Here is a 17304-nt window from a genome sequence, read left to right as displayed (position 1 = left end):
GGGGGCGGGGCCAGAGCCGTGGACGGCGAACGGCCCGCAGTATGCCCAAGCCTCAACGCCGCTGGCGGCACCATTCGGCCAGCAGCACGGCCGTCGCGGAGGCGACGTTCAGGCTTTCCACGCGGCCGCTGCCGGGAATGCCCACCTTGCGTGAACAGGCGGCCGCCAAGGCGAGGTCGAGGCCTTCGCCTTCCGCACCCAGCACCCAAACGCAGCGGGGCGGCAGCGGCAAGGCGTAGAGGTCGTCGCCACCGCGCACCACGGTGGCCAGCAGCTGGAAGCCCAGGCCCTGCAACTGCTGCGTGGCGTTGTCGCTGCGGCCCAAGCGGACGATGGGCACCGCTTCCGCACCACCCTCGGCCACGCGCACCGCGGCGCCGGAAAGGGCCAGCGGCGAGTCCTTGGGAAGCAGCACCGCGGCGACGCCGAAATGCGCGGCCGAACGCAGGATCGCGCCGAAGTTGTGCGGATTGCCGACGCCGTCCAACCACAGCAGCTGGCAGGGGCCCGCCGGAAGGTCGCGCAGGAAGGTCGAGAGCCCGAGCTCGTCGGGACGGCGCATCGCCATCACCACGCCCTCGTGGTGCTGCGTGCCGGCGACCTTGGCCAGTTCGTCGGCGTCGACGACGGTGTAGCCGCGGCGGTTCGCCACGCACCACGCCATCACGTCGCGCAGTTCGCCCATCCGCTCCGCCAGCAGCCAGAGCTTGCGCAAGTCACCGGGACGCGCGGCGAACGCGGCCATCACGGCATTCAAGCCGAACAGTCGCACCTCGTCGTCGTTGCGCGGCGGACGCGGGCGCGCGGCGTCCTCCGGCCGATCAGCCCGCTCCGCCCGCTCGGGCGGCGAACGGCGACCGGGCCACGGCGCGCGCGGCGGACGGTTCACGCCTTGGCCTCGCCGTCGACGTCGACATGCAGGGTTTCGAGGCGGTCGAGTTCACGGCCACGGGCTTCCGGCGCCGTGGTGTAGGGCGCCACGCGCTGGTAGAGCGCCGGGATCACGTACAGCGTGAGGAAGGTCGACAGCGCGACGCCGAACACGATCACGATGCCGATGGCGTTGCGCGACGCGGAACCGGCGCCGCCGCCGAACATCAGCGGCAAGGCGCCGGCGACGGTCGCGATCGAGGTCATCAGGATCGGGCGAAGGCGGATCGACGATGCCTCGATCACGGCCTCGCGAACGTTGCGTCCCTCGTCGCGCAGCTGATTGGCGAACTCGACGATCAGGATGCCGTTCTTCGCCGCAAGACCGACCAGCATGATCAGACCGATCTGGCTGAACAGGTTGATGCTCGCCCCGGGGCCCCAGAGCCCGACCAAGGACAGCAGGTGCATGCTCCAGAGCCCGAACAACGCACCGAGCACCGCCAGCGGCACGGTGAGCATGATCACGAAGGGATGGGCGAAGCTCTCGAACTGCGCCGCGAGCACCAGATAGACGATCAGCAGGGCCATCGCGAAGGCGAACAGGATGGCCGCGCTGCTTTGCTGGGCCTCGCGGGCTTCACCCTTCCAGCCGAGCTGGGCGTTCGGTGGCAACACGCGGGCGGCGGCGTCCTCCACCCAGGTGGTCGCTTCGCCCAGCGTGTAGCCGGGGGCGAGCGAAGCGGAGATGGTGATGGCACGCAGGCGGTTGAAGCGGTTCAGGCTGCCCGGCTCGGCCAGTTCGCGGAAAGTCACCAGCGACGCCATCGGGATCAGTTGGCCAGCCGAGGACCGGACGTAGAGGCCATCGAGGTCCTGCGGCGTGGCGCGGTCGTCCGACTGCGCCTGCAGGATCACGTCGTATTCCTCGCCGCCATCGACATAGGTGCCGACGCGGCGCGAGCCCATCATCGTCTCCAACGTGCGGCCGACATCCTGCACCGAGACGCCGAGCGCGGCGGCGCGCTCGCGGTTGATGTCGATGCGCAGCTGCGGGCGCGTTTCCTTGTAGTCCGAGTCGGCGCCGAACATCTGCGGGTTCGACTCCATCTCCTTGAGCAGCGCGTCGCGCCATTGCGCCAGTTCGCCGTAGTCGGGGCCGCCGAGGACGACCTGGAACTGCTGGCCGCCGCGCGAACGCGTCAGGCCCGAACGGGCGATCGGCCGCGCGACGACGCCCGGCACCGCGGCCAACTGGCCCCGGAGGTCGTTGACCACGTCGTTGGTGGTCACGTCGCGTTCGTCCCAGAGCTTCATGAGGACGATCGCGTTGCCGGTGTGCATGTCCTGCTGGCCGCCGCCGAAGCCACCCGGCACGCGGGCGATGACGCGGTGGATCGCACCCTCTTCCTTGGCGTTGTCGAGCAGGATCGATTCGACCTGCTGCATCTGCTTCACCGTGTAGTCGAAGCCTGCACCCTCCGGGCCAGCCACCGAGACGAAGAAGGAACCGCGGTCCTCCGGCGGCGCCAGCTCACTCGGCACGATGCGGAACAGCAGCACGCTGAGCCCCATCGCCGCGACGACAATGGCCGCGAAGACGCCGGTGCGGCCGACATGGCGCTCCAGCGAACGCCGGTAGGCGGCCGTGACGCGGGACAGCACGCCATCGACCTTCGCCGCGAAGGTGCCGGACTCGGGGCGATGCGGCTCGAGCAGCAGCGAGCACATCATGGGCGTCAGGGTCAGGGCGACGAAGGCCGAAATCGCGATCGCACCGGCCAGCGCCACCGCCAGCTCGCGGAACAGTCGCCCGTTGTTGCCTTCGAGGAAAGCGACCGGAACGAACACCGCGATCAGCACGGCGGTCGTCGCGATCACCGCGAACGCCACCTGGCGCGTGCCACGGCGCGCGGCGACGAGGCGCGGTTCGCCAAGGTCCACGCGACGCTGGCAGTTCTCCAGCACCACGATGGCGTCGTCGACGACGAGTCCGATCGACAGCACGATCGCCAGCAGCGTAAGCAGGTTGATCGAGAAGCCGAAGGCCCACAGGGCGATGAAGGCCGCGGTCAGGCACACCGGCAGGGTCACGGCCGGGACGAGGGCCGCGCGCACGCTGCCGAGGAACAGCCAGATCACGATCAGCACCAGCACCAGGGCCTCGCCGAGCGTCTTCCACACCTGGAAGACCGACACCTCGATGAACTGCGTCGAGTCGAAGGCGACGCCCATCGAGATGTCGGGCGGCAGCGTCGCGTTGATCGCATCGAGCTCCGCGCGGACGGCGCGGGCCACGTCGATCGAGTTGGCGGTCGACGTCTTGATGATCTGGAAGCCGACCTGCGGTTCGCCGTTGCCGCGGAACCACGCCCGGCGTTCGGCGGCCTCGCGATCGACGCGCGCGACGTCGCCGAGGCGCACCGGCGTGCCGTCGCGGCCATTGGCGAGCACCAGGGCCGAGAAGTCCGCGGGGGTCTGGTAAGCGCGCGACATGCGCAGCACGAAGTCGCGGGTGGAGGATTCCAGCTGGCCGGCCGGCAGTTCGACGTTCTCCCTCCGCAGGGCACTCTCGACGTCGTTGACGGTCAAGCCGCGGGCCGCAAGGGCCGTGCGGTCCAGCCACACCCGCATCGCGTAGCGCTGGCCGCCGCCAAGGCGTGCACTGGCGACGCCGGAGATGCTGGAGAAGCGATCGAGCAGGTAGCGCTCGGCGTAGTCGGTCAAGCCGAGGATGTCGCGCTCGGCCGAAGCGACGTAGAGGAACATGATCGGCTCGGCGTCGGCCGAGACCTTGGCGACCTGCGGCGGATCGGCCTCTTCCGGCAGCCGGTCGATGACGCGGCTGACGGCGTCACGCACGTCGTTCGCGGCGGATTCGATGTCACGGCTCAGCGTGAACTCGAGACTGACGTCGGAGCGGCCGTTGCGCGAGGAGCTCTCGATCAGGTCGACGCCCTCGATGCCGGCGACGGCATCCTCGAGCACCTGCGTGATGCGGCTTTCGACCACCGCCGCGGACGCACCGGGGTAGTCGACCTGCACCGAGACGACCGGCGGATCGATGTCCGGCAACTCGCGGAGCGTCAGCTGGGAGAACGCGATCAGGCCGATCACGATCAGCAGCAGGCTCATCACCGTCGCCAGCACAGGGCGACGGATCGAAAGGTCGGAGAGCACCATGGTCGGTCTCCTCAGCCGCGCGCCGGAGGCGCGTCCGCGGCGGATTCGTCGGCCGGCGCGGCCTCGCGGATCTTCTGGCCCGGTCGCAGCTTCACGGTGCCATCCACCACCACGCGGTCGCCGGCGGCGAGGCCTTCCAGCACTTCGACGCGGCCAGCCTCGCGGGCGCCGAGCTTGACCGGCGCCATCTGCGCCACGCCCTCGGCATCGACGCGGTAGACGAAGCTCAGGGAGCCGTTCTGCTGCACCGAGATTTCCGGCACCACCAGCGCCTCGCGCTCGGCCTGCAGCACCGAGAGGGTGAGCAGCATGCCGGGCAGCAGCTTGCCTTCGGTGTTCTCGACGGCGGCCCGGACGGTGACGGAGCGCGTCGCGATATCGATGCGCGAATCGACGCTCAGGATCCGCCCGAAGAACACCTCGCCGCGCCAGGCATCACTGCGGGCCTCGACGACGAGGCCGTCCTTCAGCTTCGCGAGGTGCACTTCCGGCACCGAGAAATCGACCTGCATCGTGTCGATGGCATCCAGCGTGGTGATCGTCGTGCCCGGGCCGAGGAGTTGGCCGGTGCTGACTTCCCGCAGGCCGAGCACGCCGGCGAACGGCGCCACGATCGCGCGGTCGGAGACACGCGCCATTGCCTGCTGCACCTGGGCCTGGGCAGCGTCGCGCGCGGCGCGCTGGGCATCGAGCTGGCTGGTCGGGATGAGCTTCTGCTCGGCCAGCTGGCGCTGCCGGTCGAACTGGCGCTGCGCTTCCCGCGCGGCGGTGCGCGCCGCATCGAGGTCGGCGACGTCACCGCCCACGTCGAGGTCCACCAGCACCTGCCCGGCTTCGACGCGCTGCCCACTCTCGAAGCGCACGCGCTCGACGCGTTCGGACAGCTTCGAAGTGATGGCGATGGACTCGCTGGCGCGTGCCGTGCCGATCGCGTCGAGGCGGTCGGTCCAGGTGACCATCGCCGCGGGCTGCGTCGTCACCACGGCCGGTGGGCCGCCGGCGCCGCCCGGGCCGCCCGGGCCGCCCCCCGCATTGCCACCGCAAGCCACGAGACCGATGGCCGCGGCCAGCAGCAGTCCACTTCGCAGGTTCATGCACGTTCCTTCCATCGACGCCGGCCTGGACGGTCGGCGGTAGCCCGCTAGGATGCCGCAAGGGCCGTCAGCGTCGCATCGACAGCCGTAGCAAACTTGCAACGCTGCATTGCGCGAAGGCGCTGGACTCAGCGCTTTCCGCCCTCGGACGCGCCAGCATGATCGGTGGGAGCCACCCGGGGCAACCGGATCTCGAAGCGACTGCCCTCGCCGGGCCGCGATTGCGCGCTGAGTTCGCCGCCGAGCACGCGCGCGACGATCCGGTGGCAGATCGAGAGCCCCAGCCCCGACCCGCCGCGGCCGAGGCGGGTGGTGAAGAACGGATGGAAGATCTGCGCGAGCGTGCCCGGCGCCATGCCGATGCCGTCATCGGCCACCACGATGCGCACCGCGTCGCCGTCTTCGCTCGCCGAGACCTGCACGACGCCCTCCTCGCGACCTTCGAAGCCATGGACCAGCGCGTTCTGCACGAGGTTGGTGAGCACCTGTCCGAGCGGGCCCGGGAAACTGTCCATGCGGACCTCCCGGGGCACGTCGGCACGAAGCACCCAGGGCTGGGTCTTCAGGCCGGGGCGCAGGGTGGCGAGGATGTCCTCGACGAGTTCGCCCAGATCGAACTCGCGCCGCCGTTCGGACGCCCGGTCGACGGCCACCTGCTTGAAGCTCGCGACGAGCTCGGCGGCGCGCTCGATCGATGCCGTGCAGAGGCGGCTGGCTTCGACCGCATGGGCGAGCGATGCGGCGAACTCGCTGCGCGTGAGCTGGCCCGTCGCCATTCGCTGCTCGAGGGCCTCGAGGTCTGCGTGCACCGTGGTCGACGCCATCAGCGCGTTGCCGATCGGCGTGTTCAGTTCGTGCGAGACGCCCGCCACCATCGCGCCGAGCGAGGCCAGCGTGCCCGATTCCACCAGTTCGTCCTGCGCGCGGGTCAGGTTGCGCAGCGCGTCGTTGAGCTCGGCCGTGCGGGCCTGGACGTTGGCCTCGAGGCCGCGCGATAGGGCCAGCGTCTGCTCGTACTGGTCACGGTACGCGCGCGTGCTCCGGGCGCCGACGATCGCCCCCAGCACGACCGCGAAGATCGCGCTGATGGCGTGCGGGATGCGCGTGTCCATCGGCGGCGGCATGAAGCCCCGCCCCGAGAGTTCGAGCCAGAGCAGGCCGAGCACGGCAACCGTCGCCACGACGCCCACCGCCACCGCGTGCCGGGTGCCCAGCATGAAGCCGGCACCCATGGCGGCGACCGGCAGGAACAACAGGTTGCCGTCGAGCAGGCCGTAGCCGCGGTAGAGGCCCCAGATCGGGATCAGCGTGCCGCCCCAGATGAACACCCGCATCGCAGCGCCGATCGATCCGCGGTGCACGAGGGCCAGCACCACCACGCCCACCACGCCGCCCACGAGGGCCGGACTGAGCCTCAGGGCCCCCGTGGTCACATAGAACGACAGCGGACCGATCACGGCATTCAGCAGCAGCAGCGCGGCGATGGCCTGCATGCCGCGCGCCGTGCCGCGGGCCTGGAACAACCGCTCCCTCTGCTCGTCGGATGACGCCTTGCTGCTGTCCTGCATGTCCCGAATCCTGCGATCGGGCCGTCGGGGGGAGGCGGCCGTTGGAACCTCAACGGGAATCAGGATAGCCGAGCCCGCGCCCAGGGCATGCCGTGGCGCAGCAATGACAACGCCGGCCCGAGGGCCGGCGTTGCACAGGCGGGAAATCATGCCTTCCCGCCTCCAGCCCGCCGCAGCGCGGCGGGCGTTCGTACCCGTCAGCGAGCGCTGCTCGCTGAGCGACGGGTGCTTACCCTTCCCACTCGCCCAGCGCGGCCAGGCCGTTTTCCTTGGCGCGGGCGTAGACGACCTTCTGGGCTTCCGCGACGTTGCTCGACGGGTCCTTGCCCCAGATCTTCAGCGCAGCGGCCTGCATGGCGCGGCCGTAGCTGAAGCTGAGCGGCCAGGGGTTGCCCTCGAGCTGGTTCATCTCGTTGAGGTGGCGGGTGGCCTGCTCGTCGCTCTGGCCGCCCGAGAGGAACACGATGCCCGGGAGGGTCGCCGGCACGGTGGCCTTCAGGCAGTGGACGGTCTGCGCGGCCACTTCCTCGGCATCGGCCTGCTCTTCGCAAGCCTTGCCCGAGATGACCATGCTGGCCTTCAGGATCGTGCCTTCGAGCATCACGTTGTGCTCGTACAGCGCGGAGAACAGGCTGCGCAGCACGGCTTCGGTGACGTCGTAGCAGGTGTCGATGTCGTGGTCGCCGTCGATCAGCACTTCCGGCTCGACCATCGGCACGATGCCGGCTTCCTGGCACAGGGCCGCATAGCGGGCGAGCGCATGGGCGTTCGACTCGATGCAGGTGCCGGTCGGGATGTCCTCGCCGATCGAGATCACCGCGCGCCACTTGGCGAACTTCGCGCCGAGCTTGGCGTACTCCTGCAGGCGCTCGCGCAGGCCGTCGAGGCCTTCGGTCACCGTCTCGCCCGGGCAGCCGGCCAGCGGCTTGGCGCCGGTGTCGACCTTGATGCCGGGGAGGATGCCGGCGTCCATCATCACCTTGGCGAACGGCACGCCGTCCTTGGTGCTCTGGCGAAGGGTCTCGTCGAACAGGATGGCGCCCGAGATGTAGTCGGACAGGTTCGGCGTGGTGAGCAGCATCTCGCGGTAGGCGCGACGGTTCTCTTCCGTGTTGGCGATGCCGACCGAGTCGAATCGCTTGCCAATGGTGGCGGTGGATTCGTCGATGGCGATGATGCCCTTGCCGGGGGCGACCATGGCCTGGGCGATGTCAGCGAGTTCTTCGATGCTCATTAGCGGGGGCTCGGCGGGTGGGAAAGACTGGGAATTATAGCCGAGCGCCCCGAAGGGCCGTTCCAATCGATTTCAGCAAGCGCCCCGGAGAGGGCCGGCGCACGCCCCGCCGGCTGGCCGGCGGCTTGCGACGGCTCAGAGCTCGCCGAGCCCCTCGACATGCCCGCCGACGCCGATCTCGAGCAGGCGCAGGGTGTTGGTGGCGCCGCGGCGCTCCATCGAGTCGCCGTTGGTGACGATGATGCGGTCTCCGGCGTCGAGCAGGCCGAGGTCGTGCAGCTGCTTGGCCGCCGAGCGGGCCGCCACGCCCGGCGACAGGCCGCGGGTGTCGAAGTGGATCGGGAACACGTCGCGCATCAGCGACATCTTCCGGCGAGCCTCGTCGAAGCGGCTCAGCGCGAACACCGGTACCTGCGAGCGGAAGCGCGACAGGTGGCGGGCCGTGCCTCCGGACTCGGTGAGCGCGACGATGCCCTTCAGCTCGATGTGCTCGGTGAGGAACATCGTGGCCATGGCGATGGCTTCGTCGGCGCGCGTGAGGCCGCGGCGGGCGGCTTCGAAATCGGTGTCATGGCGGAACTGGCGCTCGGCGCCGAGACAGATGCTGGCCATGGCCTCGACCGATTTCACCGGATACAGGCCGCTGGCCGTCTCGGCCGACAGCATCACCGTGTCGGTGCCGTCGATGACGGAGTTCGCGACGTCGAGCACCTCGGCGCGGGTCGGGATCGGGTTGTCGACCATCGACTGCAGCATCTGCGTGGCGGTGATGACGATGCGGTTGCGCGCCACCGACTCGCGGATGATCTTCTTCTGCAGGCCGGGCAGCTCGGCGTAGCCGATCTCCACGCCGAGGTCGCCGCGCGCGACCATGATCACTTCCGCGGCTTCGACGATCTCGACGAGGTTCTCGATGGCTTCCGCGCGTTCGATCTTGGCGACGATCTGCGCATCGGAACCGGCGGCACGCGCCAACTCGCGGGCCAGCTCGATGTCGGCCGCCGAGCGGCAGAAGGAGACGGCGATGAAATCGACGCCGAGCTTCGCGGCGGTGGCGATGTGGCCGCGGTCCTCGTCGGTGAGCGCGCCGAGGCTGAGGCCGCCGCCGAGGCGGTTCAGGCCCTTGCGGTTCGACAGCGCGCCATCGGTCATCACCTCGGTGTGGACGACGTCGCCGGCCACCTTCTCGACCCGCAGGCTGATGAGGCCGTCGTCGAGCAGCAGGGTGTCGCCCGGCCCGACGTCGCGCGGCAGGCCGAGGTAGCTGCAGCCCACCTGCGTGGCGTCACCCGGAGGGGCATCGTCGCGACACACGAGGGCGAAGGCCTGACCGGCCTTGAGCAGCACCTTCCCTTCGGCGAACTTCTCGATGCGGATCTTCGGACCCGGCAGGTCAGCCAGCACGCCGATCTCGCGGCCCGTCCGCGAAGCCACGGCGCGCACCGCGGCGATGCGCTGCGCGTGGTCGCTGGCGGTGCCATGCGAGAAGTTCAAGCGAACGGCGTTCAAGCCAGCGGCCAGCAGCGCGTCGATGACGCCCGGCGCATCGGTGGCCGGACCCAAGGTGGCAAGGATTTTGGTGCGGCGCAGCGGCTGGCTCATGGTCACGCGGCATGGAAGGGAGTGCCGTCTAACCTATCAGCATTCCCGGACGCCCAATCATGCTTACGTTTGCATTCCCCCCGGCGCGACGCCGACGACGCCTCGCCTTGGCCGGCGCGCTGTTCCTCGCCTTCGATGCGCTCCTGATGGGCGTGGCCATCGCCTGGATCACCCGTGGCGAACAAATCGGCCTCGCCGTGGCGCTCGCCGGTGCGGGCGCCGGTGTGTCCTGCCTGCTGGCCTGGGTGCTGTCGCGACCGCCGCTGGCTACGCTCATCGACGGCACGTTGCGGGTCGAGGCTGCGCACAGGGCGTTCGTTCTGGACCGCGACGCGCTGCGCGCAGCACGGATCGTCGAACTCGACCTCGCCGCCCTGCCCCGCGAGGCCCTGCCCAAACCGCTGCAGGGCACGTCGCGCTGGTCCACCGGCGATGCGATGGGCTGGCAGTCCGACGGCAACGGCAAGCCGGTGTTCTGCGCCGTTACCCGCCTTGGGCCCGCGCTGCGGATCGATGCCGGCGAGGCCGGGGTCCTGCTGTGGACACCAGAGGATCCCGTGGCCCTGGCGCGAATGCTGCGCGACGCGACGCGCATCTAGATTCCCGGGCGACATCGGAATGATCAATCGCCTTGCGACAGACGAAGCCGCTTGGCTTGGACGTCAGGGCTAGCAGCCTCTCGCCACACCCCGCCGCGAACTCGCAGCGCACGCGCCAAGGCCGGCGCGCGCGGCGAATAAGGAGCCCCGGCGCGGTGTCCAGGCGCCCGCCGCGAAGCGGTCGCGCAGGATGCGCGATCCTGCCGAGCGACAGGGATGTCGCCTTCGGCCGGACAGCCGGGATCTAACCCCGTTCCGGTGACGGGGCGGGCCAGCCGCGCGCGCCGGCCTTGGCGCGTTGAGTCCGCCTAGAGTTCGTGGTCAGCCGCCCCGCGCTTCCAGCGCAGCCACGGCCGGCAGGGTCTTGCCTTCGAGGAACTCGAGGAAGGCGCCACCGCCGGTCGAGATGTAGCTCACCTCCGCCTCGACGCCGTACTTGTCTATGGCGGCCAGCGTGTCGCCGCCGCCGGCGATGGAGAAGGCCTTCGAGGCGGCGATGGCGCGGGCCAGCGCCTCGGTGCCCTTGCCGAAGGCGTCGAACTCGAACACGCCCACCGGGCCGTTCCACACCACGGTGCCGGCCTTGGCGATCAGCTCGGCGTACCGGGCCGCGGTCTTCGGGCCGATGTCGAGGATCATGTCGCCGTCCTCCACCGCATCCACCGCGCGCACCGTGGCCGGGGCATCGGCGGCGAAGGCCGGAGCCACGACGACGTCGTCAGGCAGCGGAATGGAGGCGCCACGGGCGCGGGCCTTCTCGACGATGGCGCGGGCGGTGTCGAGCAGGTCCATCTCGACCAGCGACTTGCCGACCTTGTGGCCCGCCGCGGCGATGAAGGTGTTGGCGATGCCGCCGCCAACGATCAGCTGGTCCACCTTGTCGACGAGGCTGCCGAGCAGCTCGAGCTTGGTGCTGACCTTGGAGCCGGCCACGATCGCCAGCAGCGGGCGCGCCGGATGCGCGAGGGCCTTGGCCAGCGCGTCGAGCTCGGCCATCAGCAGCGGGCCGCCAGCGGCGACCTTGGCCGCGCGGATCACGCCGTGGGTCGAGGCCTGGGCGCGGTGCGCGGTGCCGAAGGCGTCCATGACGAAGACATCGCAGAGCGCGGCGTACTTGGCCGACAGCGCCGCATCGTCCTTGCCCTCGCCGACGTTCATCCGGCAATTCTCGAGCAGCACCACCTCGCCGGGCTGCACGGCCACGCCGTCCACCCAGTCGCGCACCAGCGGCACCGGGCGGCCGAGGTGGGCCGACAGGCGCTCGGCCACGGGCGCCAGCGAATCCTCGGCGGTCCACTGGCCTTCCTTCGGGCGGCCAAGGTGCGAGGTCACCATCACCGCGGCGCCCTTCTCGAGGGCGAGGCGGATCGTCGGCAGCGAGGCCGTGATGCGCTGCTCGGAGGTCACCTTGCCGTCGTCGATCGGCACGTTAAGGTCCTGGCGGATCAGGACGCGCTTGCCGGCAAGGTCGAGGTCGGTCATGCGGAGGATGGCCATGGGGGCTCCGGGGCGATGGGAAAGACGCGCATTGTCGCATCGTCGGCGGCGCGGCTAGCATGGCCGCATGGACGGAAAAGCCCTGCGCGCTGCGACCCTCGACGACGCCCTCGCGGCCCTGCGCCGCGGCGAGCCCATCGGCCTCCCCACCGAGACGGTGTACGGCCTTGCCGCCGACGCCCACGACCCGGCGGCCATCCGACGCATCTACGAACTGAAGGGCCGGCCCTCGGACCACCCGCTGATCGTCCACGTGGCCGACGCCGTCACGGCCTCGCGCTGGGCCGGCGACTGGCCAGACGCCGCCGAAGCGCTGGCCGAAGCCTTCTGGCCGGGCCCGCTCACCCTGATCCTGCCGCGCGCGGCGAACGTGCCCGACGAAGTCACCGGCGGTCAGGACACCGTGGGCCTGCGCGTGCCCGCGCACCCGGTGGCCCAGGCCCTGCTGCGTGCCTTCGAGGGCGGCGTGGCTGCGCCTTCCGCCAACCGCTTTGGTCGCCTCTCACCGACCACTGCGGCGCACGTGCGCGAGGAGTTTGGCGACGCCGTGCCGATCGTGCTGGACGGCGGCGAATGCGAGATCGGGCTGGAAAGCACGATCGTCGATCTGTCGACCGAGACGCCGCGCATCCTGCGCCCCGGCAAGATCAGTCGCCCCGAGATCGAAGCCGTGATCGGCCCTGTCGCCGAGGGCAAGGACGGCGACAGCCCCCGCGCCTCCGGCACGCTGGCCTCGCACTACGCGCCGCGCGCCAGCGTCGAGGTTCTCGCGCGCGCACCGCTCGTCGCGCGCTTCCACGAACTCGCCAAGCGCGGGCAGAAGGTCGCTGCCCTGCTGCGTGGCCAGCCCTTCAAGGACATCGACGGCGAAGTGCTGCCCAGCGACCTCGCCGGCTACGGCCACGCGCTCTACGCTGCGCTGCGCCGGCTCGATGCGCGCGGCTTCGACGTGCTGCTGGCCGAGCTGCCGCCGCACACCGCGGCCTGGGCGGCGGTGAACGACCGGCTGAAGCGCGCCGCCGCGCCGCGCGACGCCGATGGCACCTGATCGCCCGCGCGTCCTGATCCTGGGTGGCGGCTTCGGCGGCCTCGCGGCCGCCAAGGCCCTGAAGCGCGCCCCGGTCGACGTCACCCTCGTCGACCGAACCAACCACCACCTCTTCCAGCCCCTGCTCTACCAGGTCGCCACGGCGGGTCTCGCCGCACCGTCGATCGCGGCGCCGATCCGCCACATCCTGCGCGGCCAGCGCAACGTCACGGTGCTGATGGGCGACGTGGTCGACATCGACCTTGCACAACGCGTGGTGAGGCTCGGCGACGGCGGCATGCTCGGCTACGACCAGCTGGTCGTCGCCACCGGCGCCACGCATTCCTACTTCGGCCGCGACGACTGGGCCACGCATGCGCCAGGCCTGAAGACCCTGGCCGACGCGCAGGGCATCCGCGCGCGCCTGCTCGAGGCCTTCGAGCAGGCGGAGCGCAGCACCGACGCCGCCGAGCGCCGCGCCCTGCTGCGCTTCGTCGTGATCGGAGGCGGCCCGACCGGCGTCGAGATGGCCGGAACGCTGGCCGAGATCGCGCGCCACACGCTGCCGGGCGAGTTCCGCGGCATCGACCCGGCGAGCGCCGAGATCCTGCTGCTGGAGGGCGGCCCACGGGTGCTCGCCGCCTACCCGGAGGCCCTGTCCGAAAGCGCGAGGCGCCAGTTGGGAAGCCTCGGCGTACGCGTGCGATTGGGGGCCAAGGTCGTCGGCATCGATGCCGAGGGCGTCGACGTCGAGCGCGAGGGCGCACGCGAGCGACTGCCGACGCGGAACGTCGTCTGGGGCGCGGGCGTGAAGGCCTCGCCCCTCGGTGCGCTGCTGGCGAAGGCGGCCGGCATCGACCCCGACCGCGCGGGCCGCGTGCCGGTGCAGGCCGATCTGTCGCTACCCGCGTATCCCGAGGTGCAGGTCATCGGCGACCTCGCCGCGCTGAGCATCGATGGCCAGCCGGTGCCCGGCATCGCGCCGGCCGCGAAACAGATGGGCCAGCACGCGGCGCGGAACATCCTTGCCCATCTCCGCGGCATGGCGACGACACCGTTCCGCTACCGCGACTACGGCTCGATGGCCACCATCGGCCGGCATCGCGCCATCGGCGTCATCGGCGGAATGCGCTTCAGCGGCCTGCCCGCGTGGTGGCTGTGGCTGTTCGCGCACATCGTGTTCCTGATCGGCTACCGCAACCGGCTCGTCGTGCTGATGGACTGGGCCTCGCAGTACTGGACCATGCAGCGGCATGCGCGGGTGTTCTCGCCGCGCGACGACGCGCCCTGACGCCGCTCAGCCATCCACCAGCCGAACCTCGGCCGTGGCCAGGCGCTTGAGCGCGGATCGCCGCTGGCGGTGCTCCCAGGTGTCGAAGAGGACCCACTCGACCGGCCGCCAAAGCGCCACCCAACCGAGGATCAGCAGCCCCTCGCGCAGCACCTCGGCGATGCCGCCGCCTTCGGCGAACAGGCCCCGCAGGCCGAGCGCAGCGAGCAGCACGACGACGCCCAGCAGCATCGCGAAGCGGTGCATGCGCGCGCGTGCGGCGCGCCGCTTGTCGGCGCGCGCCCACAGCCATTCGAAGTGGGCGTGCACCGCCCCGGCCACTTCGGCTTCGCGCGCCACCAGGGCCGGGGGCACGCAGACACGGAGCCGCAAGGGCTCGTCGCCCGGCGCGTCCTCCGCGCACTCCAGCAGGTAGGCCTCGGCGGCGCGATCGAGCGCCTTGTCGCGGAACGGCGCCGGGTCGAGCAGGTCGTAGAGCTGCTCCAAGCGTTCGAGGCGGATCTCGATGTCGGCCATGCGTCGATGCTGGAACGTCGCCGCCGAAAAGGGAAGCGGCCGGCATGGACGCCCCAAAGGAAAAGGCCGGCTTTCGCCGGCCCTTCGCATTCCACCGCGATGAGGCGGCTTACTTCGCCGCCATCAGCGCCAGCGTGGTGTCCAGCATGCGGTTGCTGAAGCCCCACTCGTTGTCGTACCAGCTGAGCACCTTCACCAGCGTGCCGCCCATGACGCGGGTCTGCGTGCTGTCGTAGATCGAGCTGCGCGGGTCGTGGTTGAAGTCGACCGACACCAGCGGCTTCGTGTTGATGCCGAGGATGCCCTTCAGCGCGCCGTTCGAGGCCTCGAGCACGGCGGCGTCGATCTCTTCCTTCGTCGTGGCGCGGGCGGCGACGAAGGACAGGTCGACCACCGAGACGTTGATCGTCGGCACGCGCATGGCGAAGCCGTCAAGCTTGCCGTTGAGCTCCGGCAGCACCAGGCCGACCGCGGCGGCGGCGCCGGTCTTGGTCGGGATCTGGCTCATCGTGGCCGAGCGGGCGCGGCGCAGGTCGGAGTGATAGACGTCCGTCAGCACCTGGTCGTTGGTGTAGGCGTGGATGGTGGTCATCAGGCCGTGGACGATGCCCACCTTCTCGTGCAGCACCTTGGCGAGCGGCGCGAGGCAGTTGGTGGTGCAGCTGGCGTTGGAGATGACGGTGTCCGAGCTCTTGAGCACGCCGTGGTTCACGCCGTAGACGACGGTGGCGTCGACATCGGCCGCACCCGGGGCCGAGATCACGACCTTCTTGGCGCCACCAGCAAGGTGCGCACCGGCCTTGGCCTTCGAGGTGAAGATGCCGGTGCACTCGAGCACCACATCGACGCCGTTCGCGCCCCACGGCAGCTTGGCCGGGTCGCGCTCGGCGAACACCTTGATGCGGTCGCCGTTGATGACGAGGTCGCCGCCGTCCACCGACACGGTGCCCGGGAACTTGCCGTGGGCCGTGTCGTACTGGGTCAGGTGGGCATTGGTCTCGGCGTCGCCGAGGTCGTTGATCGCGACGATCTGGATCTCGCCGTTCCGCTGCGACTCGTACAGCGCGCGGAGGACGTTGCGACCGATGCGGCCGTAACCGTTGATGCCGACCTTGATGGCCATGGAGCGCTCCTGTGGGCGTTGAGGGGGGAAGCGCGCTAGTTTACCCGCCCTTACCGCGGCCCGCCCCACCCTACCGTCCCCATGCCCGCCCCTGCACGCCCATTCGTCCGCCGATCCCCCGCCCTGCTGGCGGCAGGCCTGGTCCTGCTGTCGCTGCTGCCCCACACGGCGGTGGCCTGGGGCTTCGACGGGCACCGCGTCGTCGGGATGCTCGCCGAATCGGAACTCAGCCCGCCCGCACGGGCCGAAGTAGAGCGCCTGCTCGCCGGGGAGCCGGAGCCGACCCTCGCTGGGGTGTCCACCTGGGCCGACACACTGCGCGACGACCCGGCGTGGCGCCATACCGGCCGCTGGCACTGGGTGAACCTTCCGCGCACCGACCCCTGCACCTACGACGCCGCGCGCGACTGCCCCGGCGGCGACTGCGTGGTCGGCGCCATTGCCGCCCAGCGCGCGATCCTCGCCGACCGCTCCCGCAGCGACGCGGAGCGCCGCGACGCGCTGAAGTTCCTCGTGCATTTCGTCGGCGACGTGCACCAGCCCTTCCACGCCGGGTTCGGATTCGACCGTGGCGGCAACCAGACGCAGCTGCGCTTCGACCGCCAAGGCTGGAACCTGCACAGCCTCTGGGACAGCGCGATGGTGAAGCACGCGGGCCTCGAGCCCGAGGCCTACGCGCGGCAGCTGCGCGGCGGCCCCGCGCTGCCCGCCGACACGACGTCGGCGCTGGTGCGGCCCGAGGAACGCTGGGCGCTGGAAAGCTGCCAGGCCATCCACGACCACGCGCTCTATCCGGAGCGGCGGACGGTGGGCCGCGGCTACCTCGACCAGCATCGGCCGCTGGCCGAAACGCGCATGCGCCAAGCCGCCGAACGCCTCGCCACACTGCTGGAAACCACGCTCGTCGCGCCGATTGACATGGATCAAACGCGCCGTTGATCGACATCAACGGGGCCTCGAGGCACTCGTCGCAGGATGGCCGGGACCGCACAACGGCCTTGTCCACAGGAGTCCTGAGATGAACCGCTTCCGCCTTGCCCCGATTGCCGCCCTCGCCGCCGCCCTTGCCCTCGCCGCGGGCTCCGCCCACGCCTCGGACGACTGGTTCCTGCGTGCCGGCGCCACCAACGTGAACCCGACCTCGGGCAACGGCACGCTTGCCGGCACGCTCGCGCTCGACATCGACAGCGAGACGACGCTGGGCTTCACGATCGGCCGCTACCTCACCGACAACGTCGCCGTCGAAGTGCTCGCCGCCGCGCCCTTCAGCCACACCGCGACGCTCAACGGCGCCCGCTCGGTCGACTTCAAGCACCTGCCGCCGACCGTGAGCCTGCAGTACTACTTCGGTGGCCGCGACGCCGCGGTGCGCCCGTTCGTTGGCGCGGGCGTGAACTACACGCTGGTGTTCGATGAACAGGAGCGCGGCCCGGTCGCCGGTACGCGCGTCGACCTCGACAACAGCTGGGGCCTCGCCGCCCAGGCCGGCCTGCTGTGGAACTTCAGCGACAACTGGCACGCCACCGCCGACGTGCGCTGGATCGACATCGATGCCGACGCACGCCTCAACGGCGCCAGCATCGGCACGGCGAACGTCGATCCGCTCGTCGTCAGCCTGATGCTCGGCACCACGTTCTGATCGACGGCTCGCGGCACGCCGGCACGGGATACGCTGTGTCCTTCCCGGGACGACGCCACCG

14 protein-coding genes are annotated in these 17304 nt (G+C 70.6%); 5 read left to right on the top strand and 9 right to left on the bottom strand.

The features are described 5' to 3' along the window. Nucleotides 1-52: 52 nt before the first annotated feature. The 6 genes from O9280_RS09375 to pyk form a co-directional block, all read right to left on the bottom strand. Complete coding sequence (locus O9280_RS09375; protein WP_298341592.1) at nucleotides 53-889, bottom strand: TrmH family RNA methyltransferase; 837 nt, start codon at nucleotides 887-889, stop codon at nucleotides 53-55. Beyond that, nucleotides 886-4053: an efflux RND transporter permease subunit gene (locus O9280_RS09370; RefSeq protein ID WP_298341587.1), complete on the bottom strand. Its 3168-nt coding sequence runs from the start codon at nucleotides 4051-4053 to the stop codon at nucleotides 886-888. The genes O9280_RS09375 and O9280_RS09370 overlap by 4 nt, the downstream gene beginning before the upstream one ends. Nucleotides 4054-4064: 11 nt before the next feature. Further along, nucleotides 4065-5147, bottom strand: a complete 1083-nt coding sequence (locus tag O9280_RS09365; protein WP_298341584.1) for an efflux RND transporter periplasmic adaptor subunit — start codon at nucleotides 5145-5147, stop codon at nucleotides 4065-4067. A gap of 128 nt (nucleotides 5148-5275) precedes the next feature. Next, nucleotides 5276-6715 carry an ATP-binding protein gene (locus O9280_RS09360; RefSeq protein WP_298341581.1) on the bottom strand — a complete coding sequence of 480 codons (1440 nt, stop codon included), beginning with the start codon at nucleotides 6713-6715 and terminating at the stop codon, nucleotides 5276-5278. Between the two features lie 229 nt (nucleotides 6716-6944). Beyond that, on the bottom strand, nucleotides 6945-7949 hold the full coding sequence (locus O9280_RS09355; RefSeq protein ID WP_298341578.1) for a class I fructose-bisphosphate aldolase: 1005 nt from the start codon (nucleotides 7947-7949) through the stop codon (nucleotides 6945-6947). Nucleotides 7950-8084: 135 nt separating this feature from the next. Continuing rightward, the gene (gene pyk, locus O9280_RS09350) at nucleotides 8085-9551 is read right to left on the bottom strand and encodes a pyruvate kinase (protein ID WP_298341575.1); all 1467 of its coding nucleotides are present in this window, start codon (nucleotides 9549-9551) and stop codon (nucleotides 8085-8087) included. 59 nt (nucleotides 9552-9610) lie between these two features. On the opposite strand from pyk, the gene O9280_RS09345 reads away from it, so the two are divergent. Continuing rightward, nucleotides 9611-10150 (top strand): hypothetical protein, encoded by a 540-nt coding sequence (locus tag O9280_RS09345; RefSeq protein WP_298341572.1) that lies wholly within the window; start codon nucleotides 9611-9613, stop codon nucleotides 10148-10150. A 321-nt stretch (nucleotides 10151-10471) separates the two neighbouring features. Here the strand turns inward: O9280_RS09345 and O9280_RS09340 are convergent, their stop codons facing one another. Further along, nucleotides 10472-11647, bottom strand: a complete 1176-nt coding sequence (locus O9280_RS09340) for a phosphoglycerate kinase (protein WP_298341569.1) — start codon at nucleotides 11645-11647, stop codon at nucleotides 10472-10474. 67 nt (nucleotides 11648-11714) lie between these two features. On the opposite strand from O9280_RS09340, the gene O9280_RS09335 reads away from it, so the two are divergent. Both O9280_RS09335 and O9280_RS09330 read left to right on the top strand, forming a co-directional pair. Then, entirely contained in the window at nucleotides 11715-12695 is a 981-nt protein-coding gene (locus tag O9280_RS09335; RefSeq protein WP_298341567.1) for an L-threonylcarbamoyladenylate synthase, read from the top strand. Then, the gene (locus tag O9280_RS09330; RefSeq protein WP_298341564.1) at nucleotides 12685-13965 is read left to right on the top strand and encodes an NAD(P)/FAD-dependent oxidoreductase; all 1281 of its coding nucleotides are present in this window, start codon (nucleotides 12685-12687) and stop codon (nucleotides 13963-13965) included. Before O9280_RS09335 ends, O9280_RS09330 begins: the two co-directional genes overlap by 11 nt. Nucleotides 13966-13971: 6 nt before the next feature. Here the strand turns inward: O9280_RS09330 and O9280_RS09325 are convergent, their stop codons facing one another. Together O9280_RS09325 and gap are read right to left on the bottom strand one after the other, a co-directional pair. Continuing rightward, nucleotides 13972-14481 (bottom strand): hypothetical protein, encoded by a 510-nt coding sequence (locus O9280_RS09325; RefSeq protein WP_298341562.1) that lies wholly within the window; start codon nucleotides 14479-14481, stop codon nucleotides 13972-13974. Between the two features lie 109 nt (nucleotides 14482-14590). Continuing rightward, nucleotides 14591-15604, bottom strand: a complete 1014-nt coding sequence (gene gap / locus O9280_RS09320; protein ID WP_298341559.1) for a type I glyceraldehyde-3-phosphate dehydrogenase — start codon at nucleotides 15602-15604, stop codon at nucleotides 14591-14593. A gap of 81 nt (nucleotides 15605-15685) precedes the next feature. Between gap and O9280_RS09315 the strand changes: the two genes are divergently transcribed. Together O9280_RS09315 and O9280_RS09310 are read left to right on the top strand one after the other, a co-directional pair. After that, nucleotides 15686-16543: a S1/P1 nuclease gene (locus O9280_RS09315; RefSeq protein WP_298341557.1), complete on the top strand. Its 858-nt coding sequence runs from the start codon at nucleotides 15686-15688 to the stop codon at nucleotides 16541-16543. Nucleotides 16544-16622: 79 nt separating this feature from the next. Then, nucleotides 16623-17243, top strand: a complete 621-nt coding sequence (locus O9280_RS09310; protein ID WP_298341553.1) for an OmpW family outer membrane protein — start codon at nucleotides 16623-16625, stop codon at nucleotides 17241-17243. Nucleotides 17244-17304 lie beyond the last annotated feature (61 nt).

Source organism: Silanimonas sp. (assembly GCF_027531545.1).
GTDB lineage: Bacteria > Pseudomonadota > Gammaproteobacteria > Xanthomonadales > Xanthomonadaceae > Silanimonas.
Note: the sequence above shows the minus strand (reverse complement) of the source record. Positions and strands in the feature narration are given on the sequence as shown.

Coding starts and splice junctions, on each gene's coding strand:
- O9280_RS09330 (WP_298341564.1), top strand. CDS start 12,685: ATGGCACCTGATCGCCCGCGCGTCCTGATCCTGGGTGGCGGCTTCGGC.
- O9280_RS09345 (WP_298341572.1), top strand. CDS start 9,611: ATGCTTACGTTTGCATTCCCCCCGGCGCGACGCCGACGACGCCTCGCC.
- O9280_RS09310 (WP_298341553.1), top strand. CDS start 16,623: ATGAACCGCTTCCGCCTTGCCCCGATTGCCGCCCTCGCCGCCGCCCTT.
- gap (WP_298341559.1), bottom strand. CDS start 15,604: ATGGCCATCAAGGTCGGCATCAACGGTTACGGCCGCATCGGTCGCAAC.
- O9280_RS09325 (WP_298341562.1), bottom strand. CDS start 14,481: ATGGCCGACATCGAGATCCGCCTCGAACGCTTGGAGCAGCTCTACGAC.
- O9280_RS09315 (WP_298341557.1), top strand. CDS start 15,686: ATGCCCGCCCCTGCACGCCCATTCGTCCGCCGATCCCCCGCCCTGCTG.
- O9280_RS09365 (WP_298341584.1), bottom strand. CDS start 5,147: ATGAACCTGCGAAGTGGACTGCTGCTGGCCGCGGCCATCGGTCTCGTG.
- O9280_RS09335 (WP_298341567.1), top strand. CDS start 11,715: ATGGACGGAAAAGCCCTGCGCGCTGCGACCCTCGACGACGCCCTCGCG.
- O9280_RS09370 (WP_298341587.1), bottom strand. CDS start 4,053: ATGGTGCTCTCCGACCTTTCGATCCGTCGCCCTGTGCTGGCGACGGTG.
- pyk (WP_298341575.1), bottom strand. CDS start 9,551: ATGAGCCAGCCGCTGCGCCGCACCAAAATCCTTGCCACCTTGGGTCCG.
- O9280_RS09355 (WP_298341578.1), bottom strand. CDS start 7,949: ATGAGCATCGAAGAACTCGCTGACATCGCCCAGGCCATGGTCGCCCCC.
- O9280_RS09340 (WP_298341569.1), bottom strand. CDS start 11,647: ATGGCCATCCTCCGCATGACCGACCTCGACCTTGCCGGCAAGCGCGTC.
- O9280_RS09360 (WP_298341581.1), bottom strand. CDS start 6,715: ATGCAGGACAGCAGCAAGGCGTCATCCGACGAGCAGAGGGAGCGGTTG.